This window comes from Gallaecimonas kandeliae (genome assembly GCF_030450055.1).
Lineage (GTDB): Bacteria > Pseudomonadota > Gammaproteobacteria > Enterobacterales > Gallaecimonadaceae > Gallaecimonas > Gallaecimonas kandeliae.
On the sequence record NZ_CP118480.1, the window covers coordinates 2,069,400 to 2,095,306 of the forward strand.

General features: G+C 63.7%; 30 protein-coding genes. 17 read left to right on the forward strand and 13 right to left on the reverse strand.

What is annotated here, in order from left to right:
• Positions 1-16: 16 nt before the first annotated feature.
• The 3 genes from PVT67_RS10195 to PVT67_RS10205 all read left to right on the forward strand — a co-directional run bounded on the left by PVT67_RS10195 (position 17) and on the right by PVT67_RS10205 (position 2,841).
• A complete protein-coding gene (locus tag PVT67_RS10195; RefSeq protein ID WP_301493416.1) occupies positions 17-934 on the forward strand; it encodes a bestrophin family protein in 918 nt (305 codons plus the stop codon).
• Entirely contained in the window at positions 931-1,401 is a 471-nt protein-coding gene (gene ybaK, locus PVT67_RS10200) for a Cys-tRNA(Pro) deacylase (RefSeq protein WP_301493417.1), read from the forward strand. The genes PVT67_RS10195 and ybaK overlap by 4 nt, the downstream gene beginning before the upstream one ends.
• 105 nt (positions 1,402-1,506) lie before the next feature.
• The gene (locus PVT67_RS10205) at positions 1,507-2,841 is read left to right on the forward strand and encodes a sugar MFS transporter (protein WP_336407725.1); all 1,335 of its coding nucleotides are present in this window, start codon (positions 1,507-1,509) and stop codon (positions 2,839-2,841) included.
• Positions 2,842-2,890: 49 nt separating this feature from the next.
• On the opposite strand, the gene PVT67_RS10210 is transcribed toward PVT67_RS10205, so the two are convergent.
• Positions 2,891-3,994 carry an adenosylhomocysteinase gene (locus PVT67_RS10210; protein ID WP_301493418.1) on the reverse strand — a complete coding sequence of 368 codons (1,104 nt, stop codon included), beginning with the start codon at positions 3,992-3,994 and terminating at the stop codon, positions 2,891-2,893.
• A gap of 357 nt (positions 3,995-4,351) precedes the next feature.
• On the opposite strand from PVT67_RS10210, the gene PVT67_RS10215 reads away from it, so the two are divergent.
• On the forward strand, positions 4,352-5,011 hold the full coding sequence (locus tag PVT67_RS10215) for a Bax inhibitor-1 family protein (RefSeq protein WP_301493419.1): 660 nt from the start codon (positions 4,352-4,354) through the stop codon (positions 5,009-5,011).
• 63 nt (positions 5,012-5,074) lie between these two features.
• Here PVT67_RS10215 and PVT67_RS10220 read toward each other — a convergent pair whose 3' ends face one another.
• Entirely contained in the window at positions 5,075-6,628 is a 1,554-nt protein-coding gene (locus tag PVT67_RS10220) for a methyl-accepting chemotaxis protein (protein WP_301493420.1), read from the reverse strand.
• 108 nt (positions 6,629-6,736) lie between these two features.
• Complete coding sequence (locus PVT67_RS10225; protein WP_301493421.1) at positions 6,737-7,192, reverse strand: Fur family transcriptional regulator; 456 nt, start codon at positions 7,190-7,192, stop codon at positions 6,737-6,739.
• Between the two features lie 271 nt (positions 7,193-7,463).
• On the opposite strand from PVT67_RS10225, the gene PVT67_RS10230 reads away from it, so the two are divergent.
• Positions 7,464-7,763 carry a DUF440 family protein gene (locus PVT67_RS10230; RefSeq protein ID WP_301493422.1) on the forward strand — a complete coding sequence of 100 codons (300 nt, stop codon included), beginning with the start codon at positions 7,464-7,466 and terminating at the stop codon, positions 7,761-7,763.
• Positions 7,760-8,746: a CobW family GTP-binding protein gene (locus tag PVT67_RS10235; RefSeq protein WP_301493423.1), complete on the forward strand. Its 987-nt coding sequence runs from the start codon at positions 7,760-7,762 to the stop codon at positions 8,744-8,746. Before PVT67_RS10230 ends, PVT67_RS10235 begins: the two co-directional genes overlap by 4 nt.
• Here PVT67_RS10235 and PVT67_RS10240 read toward each other — a convergent pair.
• Positions 8,743-9,054, reverse strand: a complete 312-nt coding sequence (locus PVT67_RS10240) for a hypothetical protein (protein WP_301493424.1) — start codon at positions 9,052-9,054, stop codon at positions 8,743-8,745. The two genes, PVT67_RS10235 and PVT67_RS10240, sit on opposite strands and share 4 nt — an antisense overlap.
• A gap of 173 nt (positions 9,055-9,227) precedes the next feature.
• Between PVT67_RS10240 and PVT67_RS10245 the strand changes: the two genes are divergently transcribed.
• Genes PVT67_RS10245 through PVT67_RS10260 form a run of 4 tightly spaced genes read left to right on the forward strand, consistent with a single transcriptional unit; the run spans position 9,228 to position 11,352 of the window.
• Entirely contained in the window at positions 9,228-9,791 is a 564-nt protein-coding gene (locus PVT67_RS10245; protein ID WP_301493425.1) for a DUF2589 domain-containing protein, read from the forward strand.
• A gap of 12 nt (positions 9,792-9,803) precedes the next feature.
• Positions 9,804-10,334 (forward strand): DUF2589 domain-containing protein, encoded by a 531-nt coding sequence (locus tag PVT67_RS10250; RefSeq protein ID WP_301493427.1) that lies wholly within the window; start codon positions 9,804-9,806, stop codon positions 10,332-10,334.
• A gap of 24 nt (positions 10,335-10,358) precedes the next feature.
• Complete coding sequence (locus PVT67_RS10255) at positions 10,359-10,958, forward strand: DUF2589 domain-containing protein (RefSeq protein ID WP_301493429.1); 600 nt, start codon at positions 10,359-10,361, stop codon at positions 10,956-10,958.
• Between the two features lie 31 nt (positions 10,959-10,989).
• Positions 10,990-11,352, forward strand: coding sequence for a hypothetical protein (locus tag PVT67_RS10260; protein WP_336407726.1), 363 nt, complete (start codon positions 10,990-10,992; stop codon positions 11,350-11,352).
• 89 nt (positions 11,353-11,441) lie between these two features.
• Here PVT67_RS10260 and PVT67_RS10265 read toward each other — a convergent pair whose 3' ends face one another.
• The gene (locus PVT67_RS10265) at positions 11,442-14,594 is read right to left on the reverse strand and encodes an efflux RND transporter permease subunit (protein WP_301493431.1); all 3,153 of its coding nucleotides are present in this window, start codon (positions 14,592-14,594) and stop codon (positions 11,442-11,444) included.
• 10 nt (positions 14,595-14,604) lie between these two features.
• Entirely contained in the window at positions 14,605-15,813 is a 1,209-nt protein-coding gene (locus tag PVT67_RS10270) for an efflux RND transporter periplasmic adaptor subunit (RefSeq protein ID WP_301493433.1), read from the reverse strand.
• Between the two features lie 106 nt (positions 15,814-15,919).
• Here PVT67_RS10270 and PVT67_RS10275 point away from each other — a divergent pair, with 106 nt between their 5' ends.
• From PVT67_RS10275 to PVT67_RS10290, 4 genes are all read left to right on the forward strand, one after another.
• Positions 15,920-16,855 carry a LysR family transcriptional regulator gene (locus PVT67_RS10275; RefSeq protein WP_301493435.1) on the forward strand — a complete coding sequence of 312 codons (936 nt, stop codon included), beginning with the start codon at positions 15,920-15,922 and terminating at the stop codon, positions 16,853-16,855.
• A gap of 51 nt (positions 16,856-16,906) precedes the next feature.
• Positions 16,907-17,401 carry a DUF1543 domain-containing protein gene (locus PVT67_RS10280; protein ID WP_301493437.1) on the forward strand — a complete coding sequence of 165 codons (495 nt, stop codon included), beginning with the start codon at positions 16,907-16,909 and terminating at the stop codon, positions 17,399-17,401.
• Positions 17,402-17,524: 123 nt separating this feature from the next.
• The gene (locus tag PVT67_RS10285; protein ID WP_301493439.1) at positions 17,525-17,875 is read left to right on the forward strand and encodes a putative quinol monooxygenase; all 351 of its coding nucleotides are present in this window, start codon (positions 17,525-17,527) and stop codon (positions 17,873-17,875) included.
• A gap of 56 nt (positions 17,876-17,931) precedes the next feature.
• On the forward strand, positions 17,932-18,339 hold the full coding sequence (locus tag PVT67_RS10290) for an energy transducer TonB (RefSeq protein WP_301493441.1): 408 nt from the start codon (positions 17,932-17,934) through the stop codon (positions 18,337-18,339).
• A gap of 30 nt (positions 18,340-18,369) precedes the next feature.
• Here PVT67_RS10290 and PVT67_RS10295 read toward each other — a convergent pair whose 3' ends face one another.
• Positions 18,370-19,074 carry a DUF3581 family protein gene (locus tag PVT67_RS10295; RefSeq protein ID WP_301493443.1) on the reverse strand — a complete coding sequence of 235 codons (705 nt, stop codon included), beginning with the start codon at positions 19,072-19,074 and terminating at the stop codon, positions 18,370-18,372.
• A gap of 247 nt (positions 19,075-19,321) precedes the next feature.
• On the opposite strand from PVT67_RS10295, the gene PVT67_RS10300 reads away from it, so the two are divergent.
• Positions 19,322-19,531, forward strand: coding sequence for a cold-shock protein (locus PVT67_RS10300; protein WP_301493445.1), 210 nt, complete (start codon positions 19,322-19,324; stop codon positions 19,529-19,531).
• A gap of 48 nt (positions 19,532-19,579) precedes the next feature.
• Here the strand turns inward: PVT67_RS10300 and PVT67_RS10305 are convergent, their stop codons facing one another.
• Both PVT67_RS10305 and PVT67_RS10310 read right to left on the reverse strand, forming a co-directional pair.
• Complete coding sequence (locus PVT67_RS10305) at positions 19,580-20,398, reverse strand: DNA ligase (RefSeq protein ID WP_301493447.1); 819 nt, start codon at positions 20,396-20,398, stop codon at positions 19,580-19,582.
• Between the two features lie 63 nt (positions 20,399-20,461).
• Complete coding sequence (locus PVT67_RS10310; protein WP_301493448.1) at positions 20,462-21,346, reverse strand: radical SAM protein; 885 nt, start codon at positions 21,344-21,346, stop codon at positions 20,462-20,464.
• A gap of 62 nt (positions 21,347-21,408) precedes the next feature.
• Between PVT67_RS10310 and PVT67_RS10315 the strand changes: the two genes are divergently transcribed.
• Complete coding sequence (locus PVT67_RS10315; protein ID WP_301493449.1) at positions 21,409-21,888, forward strand: putative 4-hydroxy-4-methyl-2-oxoglutarate aldolase; 480 nt, start codon at positions 21,409-21,411, stop codon at positions 21,886-21,888.
• Here PVT67_RS10315 and PVT67_RS10320 read toward each other — a convergent pair.
• From PVT67_RS10320 to PVT67_RS10335, 4 genes are read right to left on the reverse strand one after another with little or no spacing between them, the layout of a single operon-like run.
• Positions 21,882-23,057, reverse strand: a complete 1,176-nt coding sequence (locus PVT67_RS10320; protein ID WP_301493450.1) for an MFS transporter — start codon at positions 23,055-23,057, stop codon at positions 21,882-21,884. The genes PVT67_RS10315 and PVT67_RS10320 overlap by 7 nt on opposite strands.
• Before the next feature lie 57 nt (positions 23,058-23,114).
• On the reverse strand, positions 23,115-23,819 hold the full coding sequence (locus PVT67_RS10325) for an RES family NAD+ phosphorylase (RefSeq protein ID WP_301493451.1): 705 nt from the start codon (positions 23,817-23,819) through the stop codon (positions 23,115-23,117).
• On the reverse strand, positions 23,819-24,169 hold the full coding sequence (locus PVT67_RS10330; RefSeq protein WP_301493452.1) for an MbcA/ParS/Xre antitoxin family protein: 351 nt from the start codon (positions 24,167-24,169) through the stop codon (positions 23,819-23,821). Before PVT67_RS10330 ends, PVT67_RS10325 begins: the two co-directional genes overlap by 1 nt.
• Positions 24,170-24,220: 51 nt before the next feature.
• Complete coding sequence (locus PVT67_RS10335; protein WP_301493453.1) at positions 24,221-25,366, reverse strand: MFS transporter; 1,146 nt, start codon at positions 25,364-25,366, stop codon at positions 24,221-24,223.
• Between the two features lie 149 nt (positions 25,367-25,515).
• Here PVT67_RS10335 and PVT67_RS10340 point away from each other — a divergent pair, with 149 nt between their 5' ends.
• Positions 25,516-25,869: a DMT family protein gene (locus tag PVT67_RS10340; protein ID WP_301493454.1), complete on the forward strand. Its 354-nt coding sequence runs from the start codon at positions 25,516-25,518 to the stop codon at positions 25,867-25,869.
• Positions 25,870-25,907 lie beyond the last annotated feature (38 nt).

The window sequence follows — 25,907 nt, forward strand, 5'->3', positions numbered from 1 at the left end:
CAGGCCCGGCCCGCTCATGATCATCAGACCCCGCCACCAGTCCCATTTCAAACTGCTGCTCTCCAACAAGGGCTCTGTGCTCAAACAGATCCGCGGCCGGCTGCTGCTGGTGACCTTGCTGTCGGTGGCCGTGACCCTGGCCGGCGGCTGGCTTTACCACTACAAGGTGACCCTGAGCTTCACCCCCTTCCTGCTGATGGGCCTGCCGCTCGCCATCTTCCTCGGCTTTCGCAACAGCGTCGGCTACGACCGCTTCTGGGAGGGGCGCAACCAGTGGGGCGAACTGCTGATCGTCTGTCGCAACTTGGCCCGCCAGGCCCTGTCCCTGCCCGCCGACGTCGACCAAACCCAGGCCAGGGCCCAGATCTACCGGCTGCTGGCCTTCGTCCATGCCTTGAAAGACCACCTGCGCGGCGACGGCCCAACCGATCTCTCGGCCCTGCTGCCGGCCGGGGAGCTGGCCGCCGTCGAGGCCGCCCCCAACAGGCCCAACAAGGTGCTGCTGTTCACCGCCAAAAGCTTTGCGGCCCTTAGCCACCAGGGCAAGGTGGCGCCGGATCTGATGGCCCGCATCGACGACCAGGTGACGCGGCTTTCCTACATCCTCGGCGGCTGCGAGCGCATCAAGACCACCCCCATCCCCTATTCCTACCTCTTGCTGCTGCACAGGACCGTCTTCGTCTACTGCCTGCTGCTGCCCTTCGGCCTGGTGGACTCGGTGGGCTACCTGACGCCGCTGCTGGTGCTGGTGCTGGCCTATACCTTCTTCGGCCTGGACGCCCTGGGGGACGAGATAGAAGATCCCTTCGACGCCGATCCCAATGACTTGCCCCTGGACGCCATCAGCCGCAATATCGAAGTGAATCTGCGGTCCCTGCTGGACGAGACCGAACTGCCGCCCCAACTGGAGCCCAAGGATCAGGTGCTGTTATGACCCCTGCCATAGTGCTGCTGCAAAAGACCCAGACCCCCCACCAGGTGCTGAGCTACCAGCATGACCCCAAGGCCCCGGCCTATGGCCTGGAGGCCGCCGAAGTCCTGGGATTGGCGGTGGAGCAGGTCTTCAAGACCCTGCTGGCGAAACTGGATGACGGCAAGCTGGTGGTGGCCTTGGTGCCGGTGCACCGGCAGCTGGATCTCAAGCTGCTGGCCAAAGCCGCTGGCGCCAAGAAGGCCCAGATGGCGCCGCCCCATGACGCAGAGAAGGCCACAGGTTACGTGGTGGGTGGCATCAGTCCCCTGGGCCAGAAGAAGGCCTTGCCCCTCTTCCTCGACGACAGCGCCAAGGCTTTCGAGGTCATCCACGTCAGCGGCGGGCGCCGCGGCCTGGAGCTGGCCCTGGCCCCAGAGGCCCTCTGCGCCCTGACCCGGGGGCGCTTCGCCAGCCTGGGCAAGGATTGACCCATTGTTGTTTTATTTCATCAACATTTCTCAAAAACCTGCTGCCGCTGGCCAGCCTCTCAGGACCGCTCAGGCAAAAATGCGTTAGTTTACGTCAATGTCAATTTGACAGCGCCGAAGGGGGCCGCCCAGAATGCGGCTCCTTCTCGCGCCGGCCCAAAGGCCGGCCATTATCACAACGACAACGACGAGGAAGCCGCCGTGGCCGGAGCACTGCCCCAGGACTCAACCCGCCCCCTTGCCCAACACCACCAGCAGCACAGCTTCGCCCTGGTGGCCTTGACCAGCCTCTTCTTCATGTGGGGCTTTATCACCTGTCTCAACGACATCCTGATCCCCCACCTCAAGAGCGTCTTCAGCCTCAACTACACCCAGGCGATGCTGATCCAGTTCTGCTTCTTCGGCGCCTATTTCGTGGTGTCCCTGCCGGCGGGCAAACTGGTCAAGCGCATCGGCTACAAGGGCGGCCTGGTGGCTGGCCTGTTGCTGGCGGCCCTGGGCTGCGCCCTCTTCATACCGGCGGCCAGCTACAAGGTCTATGTGCTCTTCCTGGGCGCCTTGTTCATCCTGGCCAGCGGCGTCACCTTGTTGCAGGTGGCGGCCAACCCCTATGTGACAGTGCTGGGCAAGGCGGAGACCGCCTCGGCCCGCTTGACCCTGACCCAGGCCTTCAACTCCCTGGGCACCACTGTGGCCCCCTGGTTCGGCGCCCTGTTGATCCTCGGCGCCGCCGGTAGCGGCGCCGACAGCGTCAAGTTCCCCTACCTGTTGCTGGCCTGCGCCTTCGCCCTGCTGGCCCTCATCTTCGCCGCCCTGAAACTGCCCGACGTCCGTGACCAGGAAGCCCAGCAGTCCCAGGCCGACGACCAGGGCCTGCACAGTGCCTGGCAGTACCGCCACCTGGTGTTGGGCGCCTTGGGTATCTTCGTCTACGTGGGGGCCGAGGTGAGCATCGGCAGCCTGCTGGTCAACTTCCTGGGCGAGAAGAACATCGCCGGCCTGGCCGAGAGCGATGCCGCCCATTACGTCAGCTACTACTGGGGCGGCGCCATGGTGGGCCGTTTCGCCGGCGCCCTGGTGATGCGCCATATCCGCGCCGGCAAGGTGCTGGCCTTCAACGCCCTGGCCGCCGTGGTGCTGTTGGCATTGACCATCACAGGCCAGGGGGCCCTCGCCATGTGGGCCGTGCTGGCGGTGGGTCTTTGCAACTCCATCATGTTCCCCACCCTCTTCAGCCTGGCGCTGCAGGGCCTTGGCCGCCACACCAGCCAGGGCTCGGGCGTGCTCTGCCTGGCCATCGTCGGCGGCGCCGTGGTGCCGCTGCTCACCGGCACCCTGGTCGATGTGCTGGGTCTGCAACTGGCCTTGACCCTGCCGGCCCTCTGCTACCTCTACATCGCCTATTACGGCGCCAAGGGCTCCAGGCCCCAACCCTGGTAAATAGCGCTGCGCGATAAAAAAACCGGGGCAAGCCCCGGTTTTTTTTTTATCACAGCACGGCGCGCCAGGCGGGCTCCGGCAGCAGATGCAGGCCGGGCTCGGCCCCCTGCCCCGCCCCCACAACATGGCCTATGCCGGCCACCATCACCGCCAGGGTGACGTCGAAGGCGTTGAGGCTGTCGCCGTAGCCGGCGGTGAGGTTGAACATGGAGCCGTCCGCCAGCAGGTAAAGGGTCCGGCCCGGCAAGGCATAGGCGTTCACGAAGGGCATGGGCTGGCTGTGGGGATGGGCCTTCAAGAAAGGCACCTCTATCTCCTCGGCCACATGGCCGACGTTGAGAATGAAGGCCCCGTCCTTCATGGCGGCAAGCTGTTGCCGGCCGAGGACATGCTTGGCGCCGGTGGCTGTGGCCACCACCTCGGCGCTGGCCACGGCCTCGTCCAAAGTCACCACCGGCCAGCCGTCGTAGCGGGCCTGCAGGGCCCTGGCGGGATCGGTCTCCGCCACCAGCACCTGGCCGCCGTAGGCCTTGGCCGAAGCCGCCACCCCCTGGCCCACCAGGCCGTAGCCGATCACCAGCACCGTCTTTTCATGCAGCGTCAGGTGGGTGGTCTGGAAGAAGGTGTGCCAGGCGGTCAGCCCCACCATGTGGCGGTTATGCAGCCCTTCTTTTACCGGCAGATCGTCCCAGTTGAAGATGGGGTAGCGGGGTGCCACACCGCCGAGGCGGCTGATCCCAGACCCAGTGGCCTCGAGGCCCGCCTTGATGGCAGGGCCGTCGGCAAACTGGTGCAACCTGGCCGTGAGGTCGGCGCCCATCTCGCAAAGATGGGTCGGCCCCCAGGCCAGGGCCGCGTCGAAGGAGGCGGACCAGTCGGCATCGCTCATGTCGCGCCAGGCCATGGCCTCGGCGCCCTTGGCCACCAGGTGTGCCACCACCTGATCCTGCACCGTCGTCGGGTTGCAGGTGGTCAGGAACAGCTTGGCGCCTCGCTCGATCAGCCCCTCCACCAGGGGCGCCATCTTGAGATCCAGGTGCATGTTGCAGGCCAGGCGCACCTGGCTGAGATCAGGCAGAGCCGCCAAGGCTTTGGCGGTGCGTGGCATGTGGCGCCTGGCCCAGGCCAGTTCGGCGGCGAAATCCTGATACATTCGGGGTTCCATCTTCATGAATGCAAAGGGCTATTGTCGGCGATCCGGCAAGGATAAGGAACAAAAAGGCAAATGGGGAAAAAGGGTGCAAAAACGCCGTCCTGGCCCTGGCCTTGCGTGGTTTTTCTCGTCAAATCAAACCACAAGGAGAAAGACCATGCTCAAACTCGACCCCAGCTTCCAGCAAAGCCCTTCCCTGCAACTGGGCCCTGACACCCAGAACGCCAGTTTGGCGGCAACTAGTTGCCGAGACGCAAGGCCGGTGCCCTAGGGGCACCGGCCAATTGACAGCCTCCTTCGCCGCCGTCAGTATCGGCCCACGGCATGTCGCCGTCAGGCACCCGACCAGGAGACTACATGGACGTCAGCGTTTTCGACCGCCGCGAGACCAGCGACCAGCTGATCAGCGCCCCCCTCTACAACCTCATCATCGGCCTCACCCTCTGCTGGGGCTTTCTCGCCAACTGGTGGATGGTGACCAACATCGATCCCCGGAGCATCGCCGGCATCAACCCCTGGGTGTTCTTCCTCGGCTACTTCGCCTCCTGCTTCGCCGGCATCTACTTGTTCCGCAAGTCCGACAATCCCCTGGTGAGCTTCATCGGCTACAACCTGGTGGTGGTGCCCTTCGGCCTGGTGATCAATCTGGTGGTGGCGGGCTACAACCCGGAAGTGGTGGCCGAAGCGGTGCGCATCACCGGCTTTGTCACCGTCGGCATGATGGCCCTCGGCACCCTGTTCCCGGCCTTCTTCGCCCGCATTGGCGGCGCCCTGACCCTGGCCCTGCTGCTGGTGATAGTGGTGGAGCTGGTGGAGATCTTCATCTTCAAGATGCACCACGGCATCCTCGACTGGATAGTGGCCCTCATCTTCTGCGGCTACATCGGCTATGACTGGGGCCGCGCCAACGCCATTCCCAAGACGGTGGACAACGCCATCGACAGCGCCGCCGCCCTCTACATCGACATCATCAACCTCTTCCTGCGCATACTGCGCATCCTTGGCCGCAACCGCTGAACCAAGGCAAAGAAAAAAGGCGCCCCAGGGCGCCTTTTTTGTTGAGGTTTGTCCGCCGCACCTTCAACGGCGAAAGCGCACCACCAGTTCGTGGAGCTGGTCGGAGACGTCCCGCAGCTCGCGGACGCTGCCGGCACTGGCCTCGGCCTGGCCCAGGCTGGTTTCGGCCAGGCCGGCTATGGTCACCACCTGGCGGTTGATCTCTTCGGCCACGTGGGCCTGTTCTTCCACGGCGGCGGCCATCTGCAAGGACATGCCGGCGATGCTGCCCACCGCTTCCGAGATGCCCGACAGCATGGATTCGGCCTCCCGCACCCGCTCCAGGCCCTGCTCGGCGTCCACCTTGCCGGTGTCGGCCACCCGCACCGCTTCCTCGGCGCGCTGGGTCAGGGCATGGATGATCTGGTGGATCTCCTGGGTCGAATCCTGGGTGCGCTTGGCCAACTGGCGCACCTCGTCGGCCACCACCGCAAAACCCCGGCCCTGTTCACCGGCCCTGGCCGCCTCTATGGCGGCGTTCAGGGCCAGCAGGTTGGTCTGCTCGGCTATCTGCTCGATCATCTGCGCTGCCTTGGCGATGCTGTGGCTCTGCTCCGACAGCGCCGTCACAGAGCCGCCGATGGCGTCCACCGTGGTCTTGAGTTGCTCTATGGAGCCGCGGGTCACCCCCGCCACCTGCCGGCCCTCGCCCGCCAGGCGGTTGGCCTCTTCGGCCTTGCTGGCCGTGGTCTGCACGTGCTCTGAGACCTCGCTGATGGTGGTGGTCATCTGGTGCATGGCGGTGGCCACCTGCTCCGTCTCCTGCTGCTGGCGCTGCATCTGCTCGCAGGCCTGTTCGGACTGCCTGAGTCCCTGCCCGGACTGGCTGGCCACCTTCGCAGAGGCTTCCTCGATGCGGGTCATGACGGTATCCAGATGGGCCTTGGTGGCCAGGATCTTGACCTTGAGCAGACCCAGCAGATCCTTGTCGTCTGTGTAGGTCTGCACTGCCAGGTCGTGGCTGAAGGCACCGGGCAGCAGATCGGAAAGCCCCTGGAAGATGGCGTTACGTTTGAAACGGCTCCACAGGCTGTAGACGGCGAAGGCCAGCATCACCCAGAGTTCGGCGGCCAGGCGCCAGCCGAGGGCGTAGAAGGCCAGCATGACGGCGACGGCGAGGGCTATGGCCACCAGTTGGGGTTCGAAGCGGAAACGCCGCTCGCTGACATCCCTGGTGCCTATGGCCTTGTAGAGCTTTTCGGCCCTGGCCACGTCTTCGCGGCTGGGGCAGCTGCGCACCGATTCGTAGCCCACCAGCCTGCCGTTTTCGGTGATGGGGGTAACATAGGCATTGACCCAGTAATGGTCGCCGTTCTTGCAACGGTTCTTGACCAGGCCCATCCAGGCCTTGCCGGCCTTGAGGTGTTCCCACATCACCTTGAAGGCGGCGGGGGGCATGTCCGGATGGCGCACCAGGTTGTGGGGTTGGCCGATGAGTTCTTGCCGGGCGAAGCCGCTGACATCGACAAAGGCGTCGTTACAGTCGGTGATCAGGCTGTTGAGGTCAGTGGTGGAGATCAGCTTGGTGTTGGCGCCGAAGGTGCGCTCGCGGCCGGTCACCGGCAGGTTCGTTCTCATGGCACATCCTGAATAGAGGTCCGTCCAGGACTATAACGACCAACGTAGCAATTTGTTGAGGGACTTCAGTGCGTTCGGCCATTTATCGGCCAACTGTCGCAGGGGCTGTCAGTGGCGTTGCCGGCACTGGCCACAGCGGCCGTGAACTTCAAGGCCCTTGCCGGCCATCTGGAAGCCTTGCACCCTCGCCTGCTCTTCCAAGGCCGCCAGCAGCTTGGGCGCCACCGGGATCTCCTTGACCTGGCCGCAGTCGTCGCAGATCAGGAACTGGGCCCTGTGGTGCAACTGGCCATGCTGATGCTGGCAGAGCACGAAGCGGTTGGCCGAGTCCAGCTTGTGCACCAGCCCCAGCTCCATGAAGAACTCCAGGGCCCGGTAGACGGTGGCGGGCTTGGGATTGGGGTGCACCACCTTTATGGCGTCCAGCAGCTCGTAGGCGGTAACGGGGCCTGCCTGGTCGGCCATCACCCTCAGCACGTCGGCCCTCTGGCTGGTCCACTGCCGGCCAGACTGGCGGGCACGTTCCTCGGCGTCTTTGAGCAGTTGGCTTAGGGGGTAGGTCATGGGGCTTAGGCTCTGGCTGGCGTGGGGTCATTATCGGCCCAAAAGCCTGACCGTCACAACAGCGCACTGGCAAGCATTCGCCGGAACTTTGAAGCAGCGCTTGCCCTGTTGGCGGGGCCAAGCCAGGACTAGATTGGCTCTAACACCGTTTTTCTCCCTGGTGTTTAGTCTTCCGTCTGCCATGGATGGCACTTTTCGGAAGCGGCGATAAAAGCCCCCACCCCAACCCCGTTTTGCGCGACAATAGCCCCTCGTTATCAAGGAGCTGTTTATGTCCATCGACGATGCCATCGACTGGGGTTACGAGTTGTTCCTGGCCCAGGCCGCCGACAAGCTGCCACCGGAAGATCTGGTGGATATCACCTTGGAATTCGAAGAGCGCGGTGCCGTTGAGGCGGTGCTTCCCGGCGCCCATTGGATGCAGGAGCTGGGCGGCCCCTTCGCCGCCGACAACTTCACCGAGATCCAGGTTGGCCTGGTGGGCAACGATGACGAGTTCGAGGTGGTCTATTGCCGCCTGCTGGTCGCCCTGGATGGCAGCATGGCCCCCTTGCTGAAGTGGAAAGCATGAAACTCCAGGCCCCCATCCGCACCCATGTGGTGACCGGCTTTCTCGGCACCGGCAAGACCACGACCATCCGCCACCTGCTGGCCAGCAAGCCGGCCACAGAGAAGTGGGCGGTGCTGGTCAACGAGTTCGGGGAAATAGGTATAGACGGTGCCCTGCTCTCCGCCAGCGGCGCCGCCATCCGCGAAGTGCCGGGGGGCTGCATCTGCTGCGCCCAGGGCCTGCCGATGCAGGTGGCCCTGAACCAGCTCATCCGCGAGCAGCGCCCGGATGTGCTGCTCATCGAACCCACAGGCCTCGGCCACCCCGCCACTTTGCTGGAACAACTGGCCGCCAGCCAGTATCAGGGGGTACTGGCCCTGGGGGCCAGCCTCTGCCTGGTCAACCCCCAGGCCCTGCTGGATGCCCGCTACCGCCATAACGACACCTACCGCCAGCAGCTGGCCCTGGCCGACGTATTGGTCTTCAACAAGACAGACCTCCCCGGCTGCCCCACCCAGGAGCAGGCCTATGCCCTGGCCGACGAACTGGGGCTCACCGCAGACCGTCTCTGGCTGACCCAGGGGCAGGTGCCCCCGGCCGCCCTTGAGGGCAATGCCAGGCCGGTGCGGCAGAAACTGGTCAAGGCCGAGGCGCCAGCCCAGCCGGCCGTGCTGCCGGCCAACCTCGAAGTGCCGGAGGGCGAGCTTTTCGTTCGCCGCCAGCAGCACCAGGACGGCATGCACAGCCTGGGCTTCCTCTTCGCCCCCGGTGTCTGTTTTGACTTTCGGGAGCTGTGGTTCCTCTTGAGCGCCTTCGATGTGCTACGCCTCAAGGCGGTGCTGATGACCGAGAAGGGCATGATGGCCTTCAACGCCGTGGACGGGGCTCTCGCCATCACCGAGCTGGGAGTCGAGGGCGACAGCCGTATCGAGCTTATCGACCCCGCCCCCATCGAAGACGAGGCCCTGCTCCAGGGCCTGCTGGCCGCCCGCCTGAAGGACTAGGACAGCCGCTGGGCGGCCGGCGCCATCTCCAGGTTGTGGATCTTCGGCGGGTCGCTGCTTTCAATGACGAAGTTGAAGCAGGTCAGGCTGCGGCAGGCCTCACAATACCCCTTGGCGACCATCAGGCAGCGGTCGTCGGCCAGCCGGTGCAACTGCCCGCGCATGGCGGGCGGCGGGATCCGGCTACCACAGTGACCGCATTGGCTGTTCAGTCCGTTGAATAGCAAACCGTTGGTAAAAACGTAAGGGAGAGAGGCATCAAGGGGCGGTGCGCTGGACCACTCCAGCGCTTCGGCGGACATTTTCATCGGACTACAACCCTACAGCAACATCCCCCTAACTCTAGCCCAAAGCGGGCCTGTCCCGGCGTTCCCTGTGCTTTTCCCTCCCGGCGTGACAAAGCGCCATGCTCTCCTATACTTCGTCTGCCTCGGGTTCCGCAGGGATGGCAAGGGTAAAGGAACAGCGACAAGGAGCTGTTATGAAGGATCAATTCCAAGGGCTACCGATGGAGCAGCTGATAGGCGCTCCCCTCTCGGCCATCTGCGATGGCCAGGCCATGCTGGCCGCCTCCATGCGCGACTACATCGAATCGGTTGGGCTCGACGAGAACCGCCGTATCCGCATGCTGGACTTCACCTTCCAGCGCCCCCTGACCAGAGAAGAACCCGACGGTTCAGTGAGCCAGGTGCTCCAGGACTACAAGGTAAGCGTGCCTTTCATCGCCCTGGTCAGCGTACCCACCCTGCAGGTGGAGAGCGCCAACATCGACTTCACCATGGAGGTCAAGGCGGCCTTGAGCAGCGAGCTTCCAGAGCAGGACGGCAGCCAACTGCCGTTAAAGGACAGCCTCAAGCCCCGCCAGAAATCCACCATAGTGGGGGCCGTCACCCGCCATAAGACCGACAGCACCAGCACCTACCAGGTTTCCCTGCAGGCCAAGCAGATGGGCACCCCTGAGGGCCTGTCCAGGCTGTTCGACATACTGCACCTCTGCATAGCCCCGCTGGAAGTCGGGGAGGCCAGGCCAATCAATAAAGACTGACAGGAAGGCGTCATGACATTACAGGATCTGGTGGAGGCCATCATGACCTCCGTTGCCAACGCCCAGGACGAGATAGAAAAGCAGAACCTGCTCAATATCAGCCAGTACTTCGACGGCGATGGCAACCCCGAGGTAGTGCGGGTGCGGGTTCCCCAACAGGGGCTGCACCTGGTGGACGAGGGCGAAGGCAACTTGGCCAAGGACAGGGTGGTAGAGGTGCCCCTGCTGTCACTTCTGCAGATCAACCCCATCAAGATCAAGGAGATGACCGTCGACTTCGACGTCTCGCTGGAGATGGTGGGCAAAGTGGAAGAGGTGGCCGCCAAAGAGCAGGCGGTCCCCAAGAACAACCTGCTGGACACCACCAGCAGCAACAGCCTGCGGGGGCGCGCCAGGAAAAGACTCATGGCCACTGAGCTGTTCAGTGGCTCCCTTTTCGGAGGCAGTAAAAACCGAAACGCCAAGGTGAAGATCACCTTTGAAAGCGGAGAACCACCGGAAGGTTACATCAAACTCAACAGTCACCTTCTTAAGCTCTTCTAACTTGACGACAGTAGGAGAAAGACAATGAGTGATGAATTAGTGAAAATGTCGGATCAGTTCCAAGGCTTGCCCATGGACAACCTGATCGGCGGCCCCCTCAGCGCGGCCTGCAATTCCCAGATCATGTTGGCCAAGGCCACCTCGGACTTCATCTCCCAAGTGGGTTTTGACGACAATAAGAAGGTCCGCATGGTGGACTTTGCCTTTTCCAAACCGGAACAGATAAGCAAAGCCGACGGCTCGGTCGAAATAGTCAAGACCGACTACAACCTCAGCGTGCCCTTCATTTCCATCATCTCCGTGCCGACCCTGCAGGTAGACAACGTGGATGTCTCTTTCAACATGGAGGTCAAGTCGTCCTATTCCGAGTCCAACAAGTCCGACAGGGCAGCCGCCTTCTCGGCCTCCGGGGGTGGCAGCATCGGCCCCTTCAAGGTCAGCGTCAAGGTCAGTGGTTCCATCTCCTCCAGCAGCCAGTCCCAGCGCGCCAGCGACAACTCGGCCAAGTATGCGGTGCGGGTCACGGCCAAGCAGACAGGGACCCCTGAAGGGCTGTCCAGGGTGATGGACATACTGCAACAGACCATAGCCCCTGTGCCGGCCACCACCCCCCAAGGGGGCTAGGCCTTAAACAGCGTGGATAAAGGAGGTTCCGGTGATCCCCGGTAACAGTACGGTCAACACCTTCGACCTGTCCGAAGTGAGCTACGTCAAGCGCATAGTGGTGGGCACAGTGGACCCCCAGTCCATACCCAGCGAAGAGGAAAACCAGGAAAAGCTCAGGCTGATCAACCGTTGCCTGAGCGAAGCCCCAAAGGGACGCATCCTCGGCATGGAACGCAGCTTTTCCATATTGCGCATCGGCGAACACCAGGTGGTGCTGGAGGCCGTGGCCTACCACATCGGCTTCAAACGCCAACCCTTCTGGCTCATCGAGGAGGAGCAGGCCAAAACGCAGCGCCGGCCCGAGTTCACCATAGATCCCAACAAGGTCGGTGACATCATCGACAGCATCTGATCCCAAGGGCCAGGCACCTTGCTTGCCGCTGTCAGGCCCATAAAAAAGCCGGCCCCTTGGGGCCGGCATATTATTGGCTAGTGCCAGGCTCAAGACGTAGTCTTGGCACGGCGGCGCGCCACCAGCTTGCGGATCACCACGTAGAAGACCGGGGTGAGCAGCAGGCCGAAGAAGGTGACCCCTATCATGCCGGAGAACACCGCCACCCCCATGGCCCGGCGCATTTCGGCGCCTGCGCCGGTGGAGGTGACCAGGGGCACTACCCCCATGATGAAGGCCACCGAGGTCATCAGGATAGGCCTCAGGCGTAGGCGACAGGCTTCTAGCACCGCCTCCACTATGCCCTTGTCGTGGTGCTCTTCCTGCTCCTTGGCGAACTCCACGATCAGGATGGCGTTCTTACAGGCCAGTCCCACCAGCACTATCAGCCCTATCTGGGTGAAGATGTTGTTGTCCCCGCCCTGGATCATGACCCCCAGCATGGCGCTCAGCAGCGTCATGGGCACGATGAGGATGATGGCCAGCGGCAGCGACCAGCTCTCATAGAGGGCGGCCAGCACCAGAAACACCAGGAGGATCACCAGGGGGAACACCAGGTAGCTGGTGTTGCCGGCCAGGATCTGCTGATAGGTGAGCTCTGTCCATTCGAAGCTCATGCCGTTGGGCAGGTTCTCGTTCAAAAGCTTGGTGATGGCCGCCTGGGCCTGGCCGGAGCTGTAGCCGGGAGCCGGGCCGCCGTTGATCTCGGCGGTGGGGTAGCCGTTGTAGTGCATCACCCGGTCCGGACCGGCGCTCTGGGTCAGGGTCACGAAGGAGCCGAGCGGCACCATCTCCCCTTTGTCATTGCGCACCTTGAGCTGGCGGATGGTTTGTGGATCCTGACGGAACTGCGGGGCCGCTTGGGCATTGACCTGGAAGGTGCGGCCGAAGCGGTTGAAGTCGTTCACGTACAGGGATCCCAGGTAGATCTGCAAGGTGTCGAAGATGCTGGGCAGCGACACGCCATGGGTCATGGCCTTCTCACGGTCCACATCCACGTCCAGCTGCGGCACGCTCACCTGGAAGCTGGAGAAGACGCCGGCCAGTTCCGGGGTCTGCCAGGCCTTCTGCACTATGCCCTGGGTGGTCTTGTAGAGGTCCTCGAAACCCAGGCTGCCCTTGTCCTCGATTTGCAACCTGAAGCCCCCTATGGTGCCAAGGCCCATCACCGGCGGCGGCGGGAATATGGCGATATAGGCCCCTTTGATCTTGGCGAACTCGGCGTTGAGCTGGGCGGCGATGGCCCCGGCCGACAGGCTGGGATCGGTGCGCTCGTCAAAGGGTTTCAAGGGCGTGAACAGGATGCCGCTGTTAGGGCTGTTGGTGAAGCCGTTGATGGACAGGCCCGGGAAGGCCACGGCGTGGGCCACGCCGGGGTGCTTCATGGCGATGTCGCTCATCTGGCGGATCACCGCCTCGGTGCGGTCCAGGGTGGCGGCGTCCGGCAACTGGGCGAAGGCCACCAGGTACTGCTTGTCCTGGCTGGGCACGAAGCCGGTGGGCACCTTGTTGAAGCTGACGCCGGTCAGGGCCAGCAGGCCGCCGTAGATCAGCAGGGTGATGGCGCTGCCGCGCACCAGCTTGGTGACCCCGAACACGTAGCCGCCAGAGGCCCTGTTGAAGAAGCGGTTGAAGGGCCTGAACAGCCAGCCGAAGAGGCCGTCGATGATGCGGGTCAGCCTGTCCTTGGGCGCGCCGTGGGGCTTGAGCAGGATAGCCGCCAGGGCCGGGCTCAAGGTCAGGGAGTTGAAGGCCGAGATGAAGGTGGAGATGGCGATGGTCAGGGCGAACTGGCGATAGAACTGGCCGGTCAGCCCGGAGATGAAGGCGGTGGGGATGAACACGGCCGCCAGCACCAGGGCGGTGGCGATGATGGGACCCGTCACCTCGCGCATGGCCTGCTGGGTCGCCTCGAAGGGCGCCTTGCCGAGGGCGATGTTACGCTCGACGTTCTCCACCACCACTATGGCGTCGTCCACCACTATGCCGATGGCCAGCACCATGCCGAAGAGGCTCAGGGCGTTCAGCGAGAAGCCGAAGATGTGCATCACCGCGAAGGTGCCCACCAGGGACACGGGCACGGCCACCAGCGGAATGATGGAGGCGCGCCAGGTCTGCAGGAAGAGCACCACCACCAGCACCACCAGGGCTATGGCTTCGAGCAAGGTGTGGGCCACCGCCTCGATGGAGCCCCGCACGAAGACGGTGGGGTCGTAGACGATGTCGTAGTCCACCCCTTCCGGGAAGGTCTTCTTGAGCTCGGCCATCTTGGCGCGCACGGCGTCGGAGATGGCGATGGCATTGGAGCCGGGGCGCTGGAAGATGGGCAGGGCCACGGCCTGCTTGTTGTCCAGCAGGGAGCGCAGGGCGTAGAAATCGGCCCCCAGTTCGACCCGGCCTATGTCGCGTATCCGGGTGATCTCCCCGTCCTTGCCGACATGGACAACGATGTTGCCGAACTCCTCCTCGGTGGTGAGGCGGCCCTTGACGTTGATCAGCAGCTGGAAGTCGGAGGCGCTGGCGTTGGGCGGCGCCCCCAGGGAGCCGGCGGCCACCTGGCGGTTCTGGGCGCGGATGGCACCCACCACATCATCGGCGGTGAGGCCGCGGGCCGCTATCTTGTCCGGATCCAACCAGACGCGCATGGCGTAGTCGCCGGCGCCGAACAGCTTGACGTCCCCTACCCCGTCGATGCGGGCCAGCTGATCCTTGACGTTCAGCAGCGCATAGTTGGACAGGTAGAGCATGTCATAGCGGTTGTTGGGCGAGGTGAGGTGCACCACCATGGTGAGGTCGGGCGATGACTTCTCCGACACCACCCCCAGGCGCTGAACCTCTTCCGGCAGGCGCGGCAGGGCCCGGGCCACCCGGTTCTGCACCGCCACCTGGGCGTCGTCGAGATCCGTGCCCAGGGCGAAGGTGACGGTCAGGGTCATGCGGCCGTCGGCGGTGGACTGGGAAGACATGTAGAGCATGCCTTCCACGCCGTTAATGGCCTGCTCCAGAGGCGTGGCCACCGTCTCCCCGATCACCTTGGGGTTGGCGCCGGGGTAGTTGGCGGTGACCACCACAGTGGGCGGCACCACTTCGGGGTATTCGCTGATGGGCAGCTTGAACACGGCCAAGAGGCCTGCGATCAGCAGCATCAGCGACAAGACGGCGGCGAAGATCGGCCGCCGGATGAAGAACTGGGAAAAATTCACTCACGTCTCCTTAACGGTTGGCCAGCGCTTTTTGGGCGCTGCTGCCGGGCGCTGCCGTCAGGGCGGCCCTTTGCGCCAATTGCTGGACCAGGTCAGGGCTGGCCATGTCCACGGCCTCGCTTTGGACTGTCATGCCGGGGCGCACCCGCTGCAGGCCGTCGACGACGATCTGGTCACCGGCTTCCAGGCCCTGCTGAACGATGCGCAGGCCCCCTTCCAGGCGGCGGCCCAGGGTCACGGGCCTGTACTGCACCTGCTGCTTGCCGTCCACCACCAGCACGAACTTGCGGCCCAGATCGGTCCCCACCGCCTTGTCCTGGATCAGCAGCGCCGGGTGGCTGTTGCTGGCGGCCAGTTTGAGACGGGCGAACATGCCGGGGGTCAGCAGGCCGTCGGTGTTGTCGAAGAGGGCGCGCGCGCGGATGGTGCCGGTGTCGGGGTTCACCTGGTTGTCCACGAAGTCGATGTGGCCCTGGTAGGGGAAGCCCTGCTGGCCGGCCAGGCCCATCAGCACCACCTGGCTGTCGTCACGGGTGCCCTGGCGCCGGCCCTGGCGGGCCAGCTCGTTGTAGTGGAGGAAGAGCTGCTCGTCGGCGTCGAAGTAGGCGTAGACCTTGTCGGTAGACACCAGGGTGGTGAGCAGGCTGTCACCACTGCTGACCAGGTTGCCCTCTGTGATGAGGGCCCTGGACACCCGGCCGGCCACGGGGGCCCGCACTTGGGTGTATTCCAGGTTGAGCTTGGCCGCGTCCAGGGCCGCCTCTGTGGCCTTGACCTGGGCCTCGGCGGCCATGGCCGCTGTCTGGCGGGCATCGGCCTGCTCGACACTCATCACCTTGGGCCCCAGTTGGCGTCCGCGCTTGGCTTCGCTCTCGGCCTGGTGGGCCTGGGCGCGGGCGCGCAGCAGCTCGGCGTCGAGGCGTTTGACCTCGGCGGCAAAGGGCCTGGGGTCGATTTGGAACAGCAGATCGCCCTTGCTCACCAGGCTGCCCTCGGTGAAGGCCACCTTGTCGATGTAACCGGAGACACGGGGGCGGATCTGCACCTGCTGCGGCGCCTCCAGGCGGCCGGTGAACTGGTCCCATTCGTTGATGGGGGTCTTGAGCACCTGGGCCACCGACACGGCGGGGGCCTGGGGAGCGCCGCCCTGGGTCTGGGCCTGGGGGGAGCAACCGGCCAACACCAACAGGGTAAGGGCAAAGGGCATGAGGGCTCTCATGGGGGACTCCTGGCAGAAAGGGTGATTTAGGTCACATATTCTTGCGGCGAGATCCCATAACGTCTAATTTATAAATTGAATAGCACTCATTGGATTTGGTGATGATATGAAGCTGGACCTCAACCTCCTGGTGATCTTCGACGCCATCATGCGCGAAGGCTCCGTCTCCCGGGCCGCCGGCCAGCTGGCCATGACCCAACCGGCGGTATCCAACGCCTTGTCGCGGATGCGGGCCACCTTCGGCGACCCCGTCTTTATCAAGGACGGGCGCGGCGTCAGCCCTACCCCCTTCGCCACCAGTCTCTGGCAGCAGGTGCGGGCCAACCTCCAGCAACTGCGGGACGCCGTCGATCCCCAGCCCTTCGATCCCCAGAACACCCGCCAGGCCTTCCGGCTGGGGGTCTCTGACTTGATCGTGGACATCTACTGGAGCCGGCTGCGTGGCCGGGTGGAAAGAGAAGCCCCTGGGGTGGACATAGTGGCGGTGCCTTTCACCATGGCCACGGTGGAGAGCAGCCTGCTCAACGCCGAGGTGGATTTCGTGGTGGCCCAGGCCGGCCCCAACATGGCCCCCCAGCTCAAGCACCTGCACCTGTTCGACTCCTACTTCGCCTGCGCCATGGGCAACCACCATCCCCTGGCGCAAAAGCCGCTGTCCCTCGCGGACTATGCCCAGGCCGACCATTTGATGGTGTCCCTGTCCGGCGACACCCAGGGGGTGGTGGACTGCATCCTCAGCGACCAGGATCTGTGCCGTCGGGTGGCCATGACCACCAACCACTTCTCGGCCGTGCCCAAGCTGCTCAAGGAAACCAACCTCATCGCCACCCTGCCCTTCTCCGCCATCTTCGAATACAGCACCTGCGGCGAGCTCTGGGTCACCAAGCCACCGGTGGAGCTGCCCACCAAGCCGGTGTCGCTAATATGGCATGAGCGCAACGAGCGGAATCCGGCCCACCGCTGGCTACGCCAGGCCATGGCGGAAATCACCGAAGAGCTCAAGGCCGAAAACCCCTTGCCCCAGTGCCTGCTGGCAGGCTGACAAAGGGCCTTGGCTGCATTACCATGCCGGTGCATTCAAGGAGAGGTCTCAATGCTTTACGTGGTGATGTTGGGGGGCCGCCACCCCAGGGCCAAGATAGAAGTCCATGACGTCGTCTTCGCCGTGGCGGACGAGTTCGAAGGTTGTTTCGAGCAGCTGCGCCAACAGTGGTTTGGCGCCGCCAAGGGCCTGCACATCGATTCCTGGCTGGCGGTGGACGGCATAGACGAGTTTCAGGTGCGCCTCAGCGACCAGGCCCCGGCCCCAGGCGAACCCCGGCTCTATTTCATCAACCTCGGCGGCTACGAGGACGGCCAGTTCGGAGAGGCCCACCACTACCTGCTGGTGGTGGCCAAGGACAAGGTCGAAGCCAAGGCCAAGGGCAAGCAGCAGCTGGCCAGCCACTGGGACAAGCCCCACACCGACGCCCTGCTGGACCTGGATGACTGCGTCCCCGTCGATCAGGCCGGTGGCCGTTACGTGCAATTGCTGGAAGGCCCCCACGGCGGCATCATCCAGCAAAGCGACTACATCATACTGTCCTGAAAAAGGCGGCCCTGGCCGCCTTTTTCATTGAAATGAACAGTGTCAACGCCTGTTGCGGAGCTGTCACTGTGCGCCCCGGCCGCTGTTGCCATGATGGCGGCCTCGCATCCAAGGAGTCATAAGATGTCCAAGAAGGTTTATTGCATCGCCAGTTTCGAGCCCAAGCCGGGCAAGGACAAGGAGCTGTTCCGGGTATTGCAGGCCCTGGAGGCCGACACCCTGCGCGAGGACGGCTGCCTGCAATACCGCCTGACCCGCCAGATCCCCAGCCCCTTCGCCGAAGGCAGCAGCAAGCCACTGGTTTTCAATGAGATCTGGGCAGACATGGTCAGCTTCGAGGCCCATTGCCAGCGCCGCGACATTGGCGCCTTCTTCGAGGCCCAGTGCCTGAGCCCTGACGGCCTGGTGGCCAGCTACAACGTCTGCGTCTACTCCGACGAGCCCGAAGATTACGACGCCCCAGCGCTCGCTTGACTCCCATCGGAGGGGGTGGGTAAGGTAAGATCATCTAAACATAAGGAAATGTATTTATGATGCTTTTGCTCTCCATGCTGACCTCGGTGCAACTTTTTGGAAAGGTACAGGTCAGCTATCCACAAACCCCAGCCCCCTGGGTGCGCAGTGAACAGACTGAACCCACTTATCCTCTACCGCTGGCAAAAGCCGGCATTCGTGGTTGCGCACTTTTTAACGTTAACATCGACAAAGACGGTAACACGGACAAGGTTCAGCTGGTGGACGCTATCCCCAGTCGCGGACTGGAGAAACCTGCCGCCCAGTTGATTAAGGGATGGCACTGGATACCGAGTAAAGAGGGCAAGGCGCAGGCCGCCTCACAACAGGTTCGGTTGGACTTCTGCATCGACAGTCAAAGTGAGGGTAAAGCCAAGGCTCAGTGTCTGGCACAATCCCAGCTAAAATGCCATTCAGGCAGCTGAAATAAAAACCCCGCCACGGCGGGGTTTTCTTCAGGCGGCGAAGGCGGCCTTTCGTTCGAAGTAGAAGGCCACCATCTTGTCCATCTCGGCCTGCTCATAGGGCACCAGGCCGGACAGCACCATCAGCTTCTCGCCGCTGCCCACCACCTCGCCGTCCTCGACGAAGTCGAAGCGCAGCAGGGCATTGCCACGTTTGCCTTCCACATCCAGGGTGGCGCCGGTGAAGACGATATCCGGGGCCTTGAGATCCACCCGTTTGAGGTCAATCGCCATGTTCTGGTACATCACCAGCGGGCGGGCGGGGTTGAGCATCACGCCCTTGTCCTTCATCAGCGGCAGCAGGATCGGCGGGAAGTTCTGGCCGGAGAAATAGACGTAGCGGCGGATCAAATGCTCGATGAGCGCTTCGTCCCGGCTCAACTCGCCGCTGTAAGCCATGTCCAGGTATTCCTTGCCGGCCGCGTCCTTGATAAGGGCATGGTCTTGGCCACATTCCAGGTGCAGCGTGACCTCGCTGCCCACCATGCCGCTGAAGTTGCAGCGCATCTTCTGGTGCAGCCCAACCTTGCTGACCAGCATGGCGAACAGCAGATCGCCCGGCACGCAGAAGCGCTTGGCGTCTTCGTCGTGGATGGGGTTGAAGTCGGACGCCACCCCTTTGGCGAACAGGCTGGCCTGGGCCCGGGTGAAAGCGAAACCTTCCGGCTTATCCTGGTGATAGTCTTTTAAAAACATGGTCTTAAGTTAAAACCTCTGGCGAGACTGGCGCTAGTCTACCCCTTAAGCTTGGCAAAGATGGTCCAGCCAGCTAAAAGGTTGGACCTGTGACAACCCTGACAACAGTTTACTTTGTGGCCAGATCTTAGGATGATGGCTCCTGAGCCCGGAACGCCAAGCAGTGCAGGGACCGGGCTCGCTCCAGCCCAAGAGGGCCGGGGAAAAGCTTCAGCCGGCAGGCCGGCATCAAATTTGGAAAAAAGTCATGTCAAATCAAGTGAAAGGCACCGTCAAGTGGTTCAATGACGAGAAAGGTTTCGGGTTCATTGAGCAGGAAGGCGGCAAGGACGTTTTCGTCCACTTCAGCGCCATCAACGGCAATGGCCGCCGCACCCTGGCCGAAGGCCAGCAGGTGACCATGGTGGTAACCCAGGGCCAGAAAGGTCCCCAGGCGGAAAACGTCACTCCTATCTAAGGGCCTGCCCTTACCCTGTTTCCGGCGCCATCAGGCGCCGGTTCTGTTTCAGCTCCCCGTTGGCCTTACCCTCAGGAAACGGGCGAAGCGCGGCTTGCCGCTTTGGGTCAGGCCGTTGTATTGGAAGGTCACCCTGGTCCCCGGGGCCGGTGGCTGGCGCCGCTCGGCATCACTGAAGCCGGTGCCGAGGCGAAACTCCACACCGTTGTCCAGTTTCAGCACCAGTGAGCCCATCATCCCCTGGTACTTGCCCTTGCCAGGCAGCACGGCGATGACCGTCCCTTCCATGTCCTGGTAGGGCTTGAGTTTGAGCAGATCGTCGTCCCGGCCGCCATGGTAGGCGGCGCTGCCCTTGTGAAGCATCAGGCCCTCGCCGCCCTTGGCCAGTACCGCCTCAAGCCTGGCCATGAGGTCGGCCTGGTCCTTGACCTTGAACTGGGTGATGACCTCGAGCCAGGGCAGCTTTTGGGCGGGGATGAGCTTGTTCATGGCCTTGAGCCGTTCGTCGAAGGGACCAGGCTCGCCTGGCATGTCGAAGATCAGGTAATGGACCTTGTGCCAGGCGTTGTCGTCGGGTTCGTCGTCAAGGACTATGGCCGCCACCTCGGCAAAGGCGCTGCGCCCCGTCCAAAGCTCCCCATCCAGCGGCACAGGCGGCAGGGCCTGGGTGAACCAGGCCGGTGCCGTCAATGGCTTGCCGGCCTTGCTCAGCAGCTTCCGGCCCGTCCAGACACCCCGGATCCCGTCCAGCTTTTCGCTGACCCAGTATTGGGAGAGGTCGACCCCTTGATGGTATTGGTTGGCCAGCTGCACCTCGGCCAGGGCCGCTTGGCAGAGCAGGCAACAGATCAGGATGAAGGTTTTCATGGGCCCATTCCCTTGAGTGCCACTGTCTTTCAAGGAAAGACCAGGCCCCAACTCCTGGCAAGCTCAGAGGCCCCGCTGCCACTCCGCCCTGAGCGGCACCAGGCCTTCTCGCGCCCTTTCGATCTGCGCCAGCAGCGCCGCCTTGTCCCGGCCCAGGGTGCCCTTGAGCACCAGGTAGTTGGAAGCGTGGTCGGAGCGGAAAATCGTCTGTTCCAGGCCCAGCTCGCCCAGCAGCCAGGCCTGCTCGTCGATGAGATCCGGCACCGCCAGCGGCGTGAAGGCGCCGCCAAATCCGGCCAGGACCCTGTCCATGCCCAAGGGGAAGGACACCACCAGGGTGGACAGGTATTCGGGCTGGGTGGCGTTCATCAGCCGAGCGGACTGGAGGGCGTGCTGGCGGGAGCGCTCGGCGCCGCCCATGCCGTTCAGGATCATCACGGAGCGCTTGATGCCCGCCTCCCCCAGCTTCAACAAGGCCGCCTTGGAGCTCTCGAAGGTCTCCCCCTTGTTGATGCCGGCCAGCACCTCGTCGTCACCGCTCTCGCAGCCCACATAGACCAGATCGAGGCCAAGCGCCCGCAGCATCTTGAGTTCATCGACACTCTTGTTCTTGAGGTTGCGCGGCAGGCAGTAGCTGCTGATGCGCCTGACGCCGGGCAGGTGCTTGCCGATCAGCTCGCAGATGGCCTGCAGGCGATGAACCGGCAGCGTCATGGCGTCGCCGTCGGCCAGGAACACCCGCTGCACCGCCACGCCGCTGCCGGCCACAGCCCGGATCTCCGCTTCGATCTCCTCAAGTTTTCGGGCCCTGAAGCGTTTCTGGGGCGCCGTGTACATGTCGCAGAAGGTGCACTGGTTGTAGCTGCAGCCGTTGGTGACCTGGAGGATGAGGGAGCGCCATTCCGAGGGGGGCCGGAACAGGGGTTGGATATAAGGCAGGTTGAACATGGGGCTTTTAACTGGTCTTATGAGTTGTGCTAACCATCCCACAGAAATGATGAGGAGGCCAGATGCTGGACCTGTTACCCGACCTTTGCGACAGCCACGGCGACAAGCTGGCGCTGCTGGATCTGCCCTTGCGGGATCTCGGCGGCAAGGCCTGCTTCTTCGGCCAGGTGGTGACGGTGAGCTGCTTCGAGGACAACTCCAGGGTCAAGGAACTGCTGGCAGGCCAGGGTCAGGGCAAGGTGCTGGTGGTGGACGGCGGCGGCTCCTTGCGCCAGGCCTTGATGGGAGACCTCATCGCCCAGAGCGCCGTGGACAACGGCTGGGCCGGGGTGGTGATCCATGGCGCCATCCGCGACGCCGGCACCCTCGCCACCTTGGCGCTGGGGGTCAAGGCCCTGGGCACCACGCCCTTTAAGACGGCGCGGCGCGGCCTGGGAGAAACCCAAGTTTCCCTTGAGCTGGGCGGCCTGACCATCAAACCCGGCCAGTGGCTCTACGCCGACCTCAACGGTGTGGTGCTGAGCGACTTGCCCCTTCATTGACCTTCGGCCGGCCTCACCTGGCTGCTGTAGCGCCAGACGAAGGCCGCCAGCCACAACGCCCCCAGGGGCAGTGTCCAGAAGGCGGTGGCCAGGGGCGCATAATGGGCCCAGAGGCCGGTGCCGAAGGAGGCGGCCTGGACCCCAAGGGAAGCGCCGATGGAGATGAGCCCCGACAGCACAGGGCCCTTGTCGCTGTCCATGTCCATGGCCGACGACAACAGCAGCGGGAACAGGCCTCCCAGCCCCAGGCCCAGCAGCAGGTTGCCGGTCGACAGCGCCACGGACGCCGCCCCCAGCTTGATGACCAAGGCCCCCAGCAGCATCATCCCCGCCAAAAGCCGCATCAACTGCCACGGCGCGAAAAAGCGCAGCAGCGATGAGAAGCCCAGGCGGCTCAGCACCATGCCGGCCGTGAAAAAAGCGAAGACGAAACGGGCCTCGTCCCCCTCCAGCCCCCGGCCCTGCTGGGCATAGCTGACAAACCAGTTGCCGTTGCCAAACTCCACGGCGCCATAGCCGAAGCCGGCCAGGGCCAGCAGCAGGAAGGCTTTGTGGCGCAGCGCCTCGCCGTAGGACAGGCTCTGGCGGGAGGCGCTTCCCGGCAAGGGGGGCAGCTGTTTGGCCTGGCGGGCCGTACGCCAGCTGAAGGCGGCCAGCAGCAACAAGGCCAGGGCCAGCAACCGCAGCGGCCAGCGCCAGTCGTGCTGCCAGAGATAAAGAGCCGAAACATAGAAGGGGGCCAGCAATGTGCCGAGGCTGAACATGAAGTCCATCAGCCCCATCATGGCCGAGCGCCTGGCCAGGTGCAGCCGGGCGATCAGGGTGTGGCCTATGGTGAAGAGCACGGCGCTGACCAACCCCACCCAGAAGGCCCCCACCAGCAACCAGCCCCACTGGGTCACCCAGGACAGCCCCAGCAGCAAGCCGCTGACAGCCGCACTAAGGGAGGCAAACAGGGCCAGGAAATCGAACTTCTGCACGTACTTGCCGGCCAGGAAGGCCCCCAGCAAGGAGCCGGCGGAGATCAGGGTGAAGAAGGCGCCACTGACCACCTCGTCCATGGCCAGGCTCGCCGCCATGTTCGGCAGCAGTATGCCCCAGAGGATGAAGACCATCCCCAGCAGGCAGAAACCGATGAAGATGATGGCGGTGGCAGCGCGGCGCGGCATGGCGACTCCTTGGTGGAGGCCGCATTTTAATGCCGGCCAGCACCGGCGGGAAGTGCCTCAGGCCGGCAGGGGCAGCAGGCCTTCCACTTCGAACAGCTCGGCGGGGAAGAGGTAGAGATCGTTGCCCTCGCCGCCCAGGAAGGTCACCCCGGCCCCGCTCACCTCGCACAGCCAGCGGCTGAGCCGCTTGGGCCTCTGGCTGACCAGAGCCTTGGGGGTGAAGAGGGCCACGTTGAGCTCCCCTTCCTCACTCCTGGCCGAGCGGTACTCGAAGGCCTCTACCCCGTCGGCGCGCAAACGGCTGCCCAGCGCCTGGCAATGACCATAGTTCACCGGATCGGTGAGTTGTTCCTGCTTAGGCCAGTCCTGCAGTTTCTCGCCCTTGCCGGTGCGGTAATGGAAGGCAAAGAGGTGATGCTGGGTGCGCAGCAGCTGGCTGGGAGGCGGTTCGCTCATGGAGTGCCAGAACACCAGCCGGTAATAGGCCCCCTCGGTGAGGGTGACATTGATGGACTTGCCGGCGTAGAAGAGGCTGGGCTCATGGCTGCGGCCAAAACGCGAGCCCCAGGGCAGGGGTGGATAGCGAAAGGGGGTGGCCAGCAGGTAATGAAGGTGCTCGGTGCCGGGCAGGCGCGGCGGCTTGGCGTAATCGAGGAGATCTTCCAGCAGCTGCTGCTCGGCCAGGCTGTCCACCAGGTGGGAAGTGGCCACCTGCTCCTGGGACTCCACCAGGCGCCAGGCCAGGCCCTGTATGGGCTGCATCAGATCTTGCCCCTCAGGCCGTCCAGCAGGTTGACCAGCCGCACCAGGCCCTGCACAGTCTGGGCCTGATCCTTGGGCACCCCTTGGCTGAGGTGATTGTGGGTATTCATGAAGTGGCGGATGTCGGCCGGCTCACCGCCGGTCAGGGCAAAGAGGCTGCGGTGCAGGCGGATCAACAGCAGTGCCAGCTCCCCTTCCTTGCTGGCCGGCTCCAGGCCGTCCCGCAGCCGAGTGCGGTTGCGACCCACCACCTGCCCTACCTCCGCCTGGGTCAGGCCCAGTTCCTTGCCTGCCGCCAGCAGGGCCTTGCTCAGTACCGCCTTGGGATCCAGTTGTGCTAGCGCTTGCATCAGGGCCTCCACATCTCTTTGGAGACATTATAGGCACAGATGAGTCAAAAGTTACACCACAATAGCAAGAGCATTGCGCTCCCGCCACCAGCACCAGAGGCCGACGGGCAGACTCAGGGCGGCGATAAGGGCAAAGAGGGCGCCATCGCCTATCGCCTCCATCAGCCAGGCAGCAAAGGCAGGCCCAGCCAGGCTGCCAACACAGTAAGCCAGCAGCAGCCCCTGGTTCATGGCCACCAGCTGCTCGCTACCCACCTGTTCACAGGCCCAGGCCATGGCCACCGGATAGAGGCTGAAGGCCACCAGCCCCAGGATAGCCAAGGCCGGGGCAAAACCTGCCCCCTTGCCCAGCAGTGCCAGCCACAAGGCGCTGGCCGTCATCAACGCCATCTGCCCCAGCAGCACAGGCAGGCGCCCCAGGCGATCGGCCAGTCGCCCCAAAGGCCATTGGCCCAGGATCCCGGCGGCCACCAGCACCGCCATCCAGATCCCTACCTCGGCATCGTCGAAATGCTGGCGGGCAAGATAGAGCGGCAACAGGCCGTAGAGGCAACCCAGCACCACCCCGGCCAGCACGCAGCCCAGCACCCCAATGCGGGCCGGTTTCAGGGCCAGCAGCGCCCAAGGGCTGGCCCGCCCCCCTTTAGCGACAGGCACGGCCCCGCCGCCGGCCAGAGCCACCGGCAGCATGGCCAGGCCCACCAGGGCCTCAACCCAAGGCAGCACTGCGACCAGGGCAGTGTCGGCGACCGACAGCAGCAGCTGGCCGGCCAGGGTGCCGAGGTAATAGGTCACCATATAGGCGGCCAGCAGCCGACCCCTTAACCTGGGCTCGCCACGCAGCATCAGCCAGGACTCCACCACCACCCAGATGCAGGCACAGGCCACGCCGGCCAGGAAACGCCAGCCCAGCCAACCGGCAAGGGAGGGCCCCAGGGCCAAGCCGCCAAGGGCCAGCAGGAACAACAGGCAAGCCAACTGGTAAGCCCAGGCAAAGCCCAGGCGGCGGATAAAGGAACCCGCCAGCAAGGTGCCGACCAGGTTGCCGACGAAATAGCCGGAACCCACCAGGCCGATCTCTGAGGTGGCGACGCCGTCCCTGGCCAGCCACAAAGGCACCAGGGTGTTGAGCACGGCGATGTTGACGGTGAGCAGCAGCAGGCCGGCAAGCAGCAACAGCAGGGGGCGAAGGGACATGGGGAAAACGCCAGGCAAGGATGGCGCGATTGTGGGGGCAGGCCCCTACAGCGGCAATTTCACTACCGCATCGTCAAGATGAAAAAATTTCATCAATCAAAGCAGGGATTGTGGCGGCACAATAGCGGCGCCATCCCAGGAGAATGTCCATGCCGCCACTCGCCATCACAGTGCTGCTCTTGAGCCTGTCCAACATCTTCATGACCTTCGCCTGGTACGGGCACCTCAAAAGCCTGTCGGCCAAGCCCTGGATAGTGGCGGCCCTGCTGAGCTGGGGCATAGCCCTGTTCGAATACCTGCTGCAAGTGCCGGCCAACCGCATCGGTTACCAGGTGGCCAGCGCCGCCCAGCTCAAAATAGTGCAGGAGTGCATCACCTTGCTGATCTTCGTGCCCTTCGCCCTCTTCTATCTCAAAGAGCCCTTCAAGTGGGACTACCTCTGGGCCGGTTGCTGCATCCTCGGCGCCGTCTTCTTCATCTTCCGCGAGCAGCTGATGGCATGAAACGAAGGCCCTGGCGGGCCTTCGGCGAACCTTTTTTT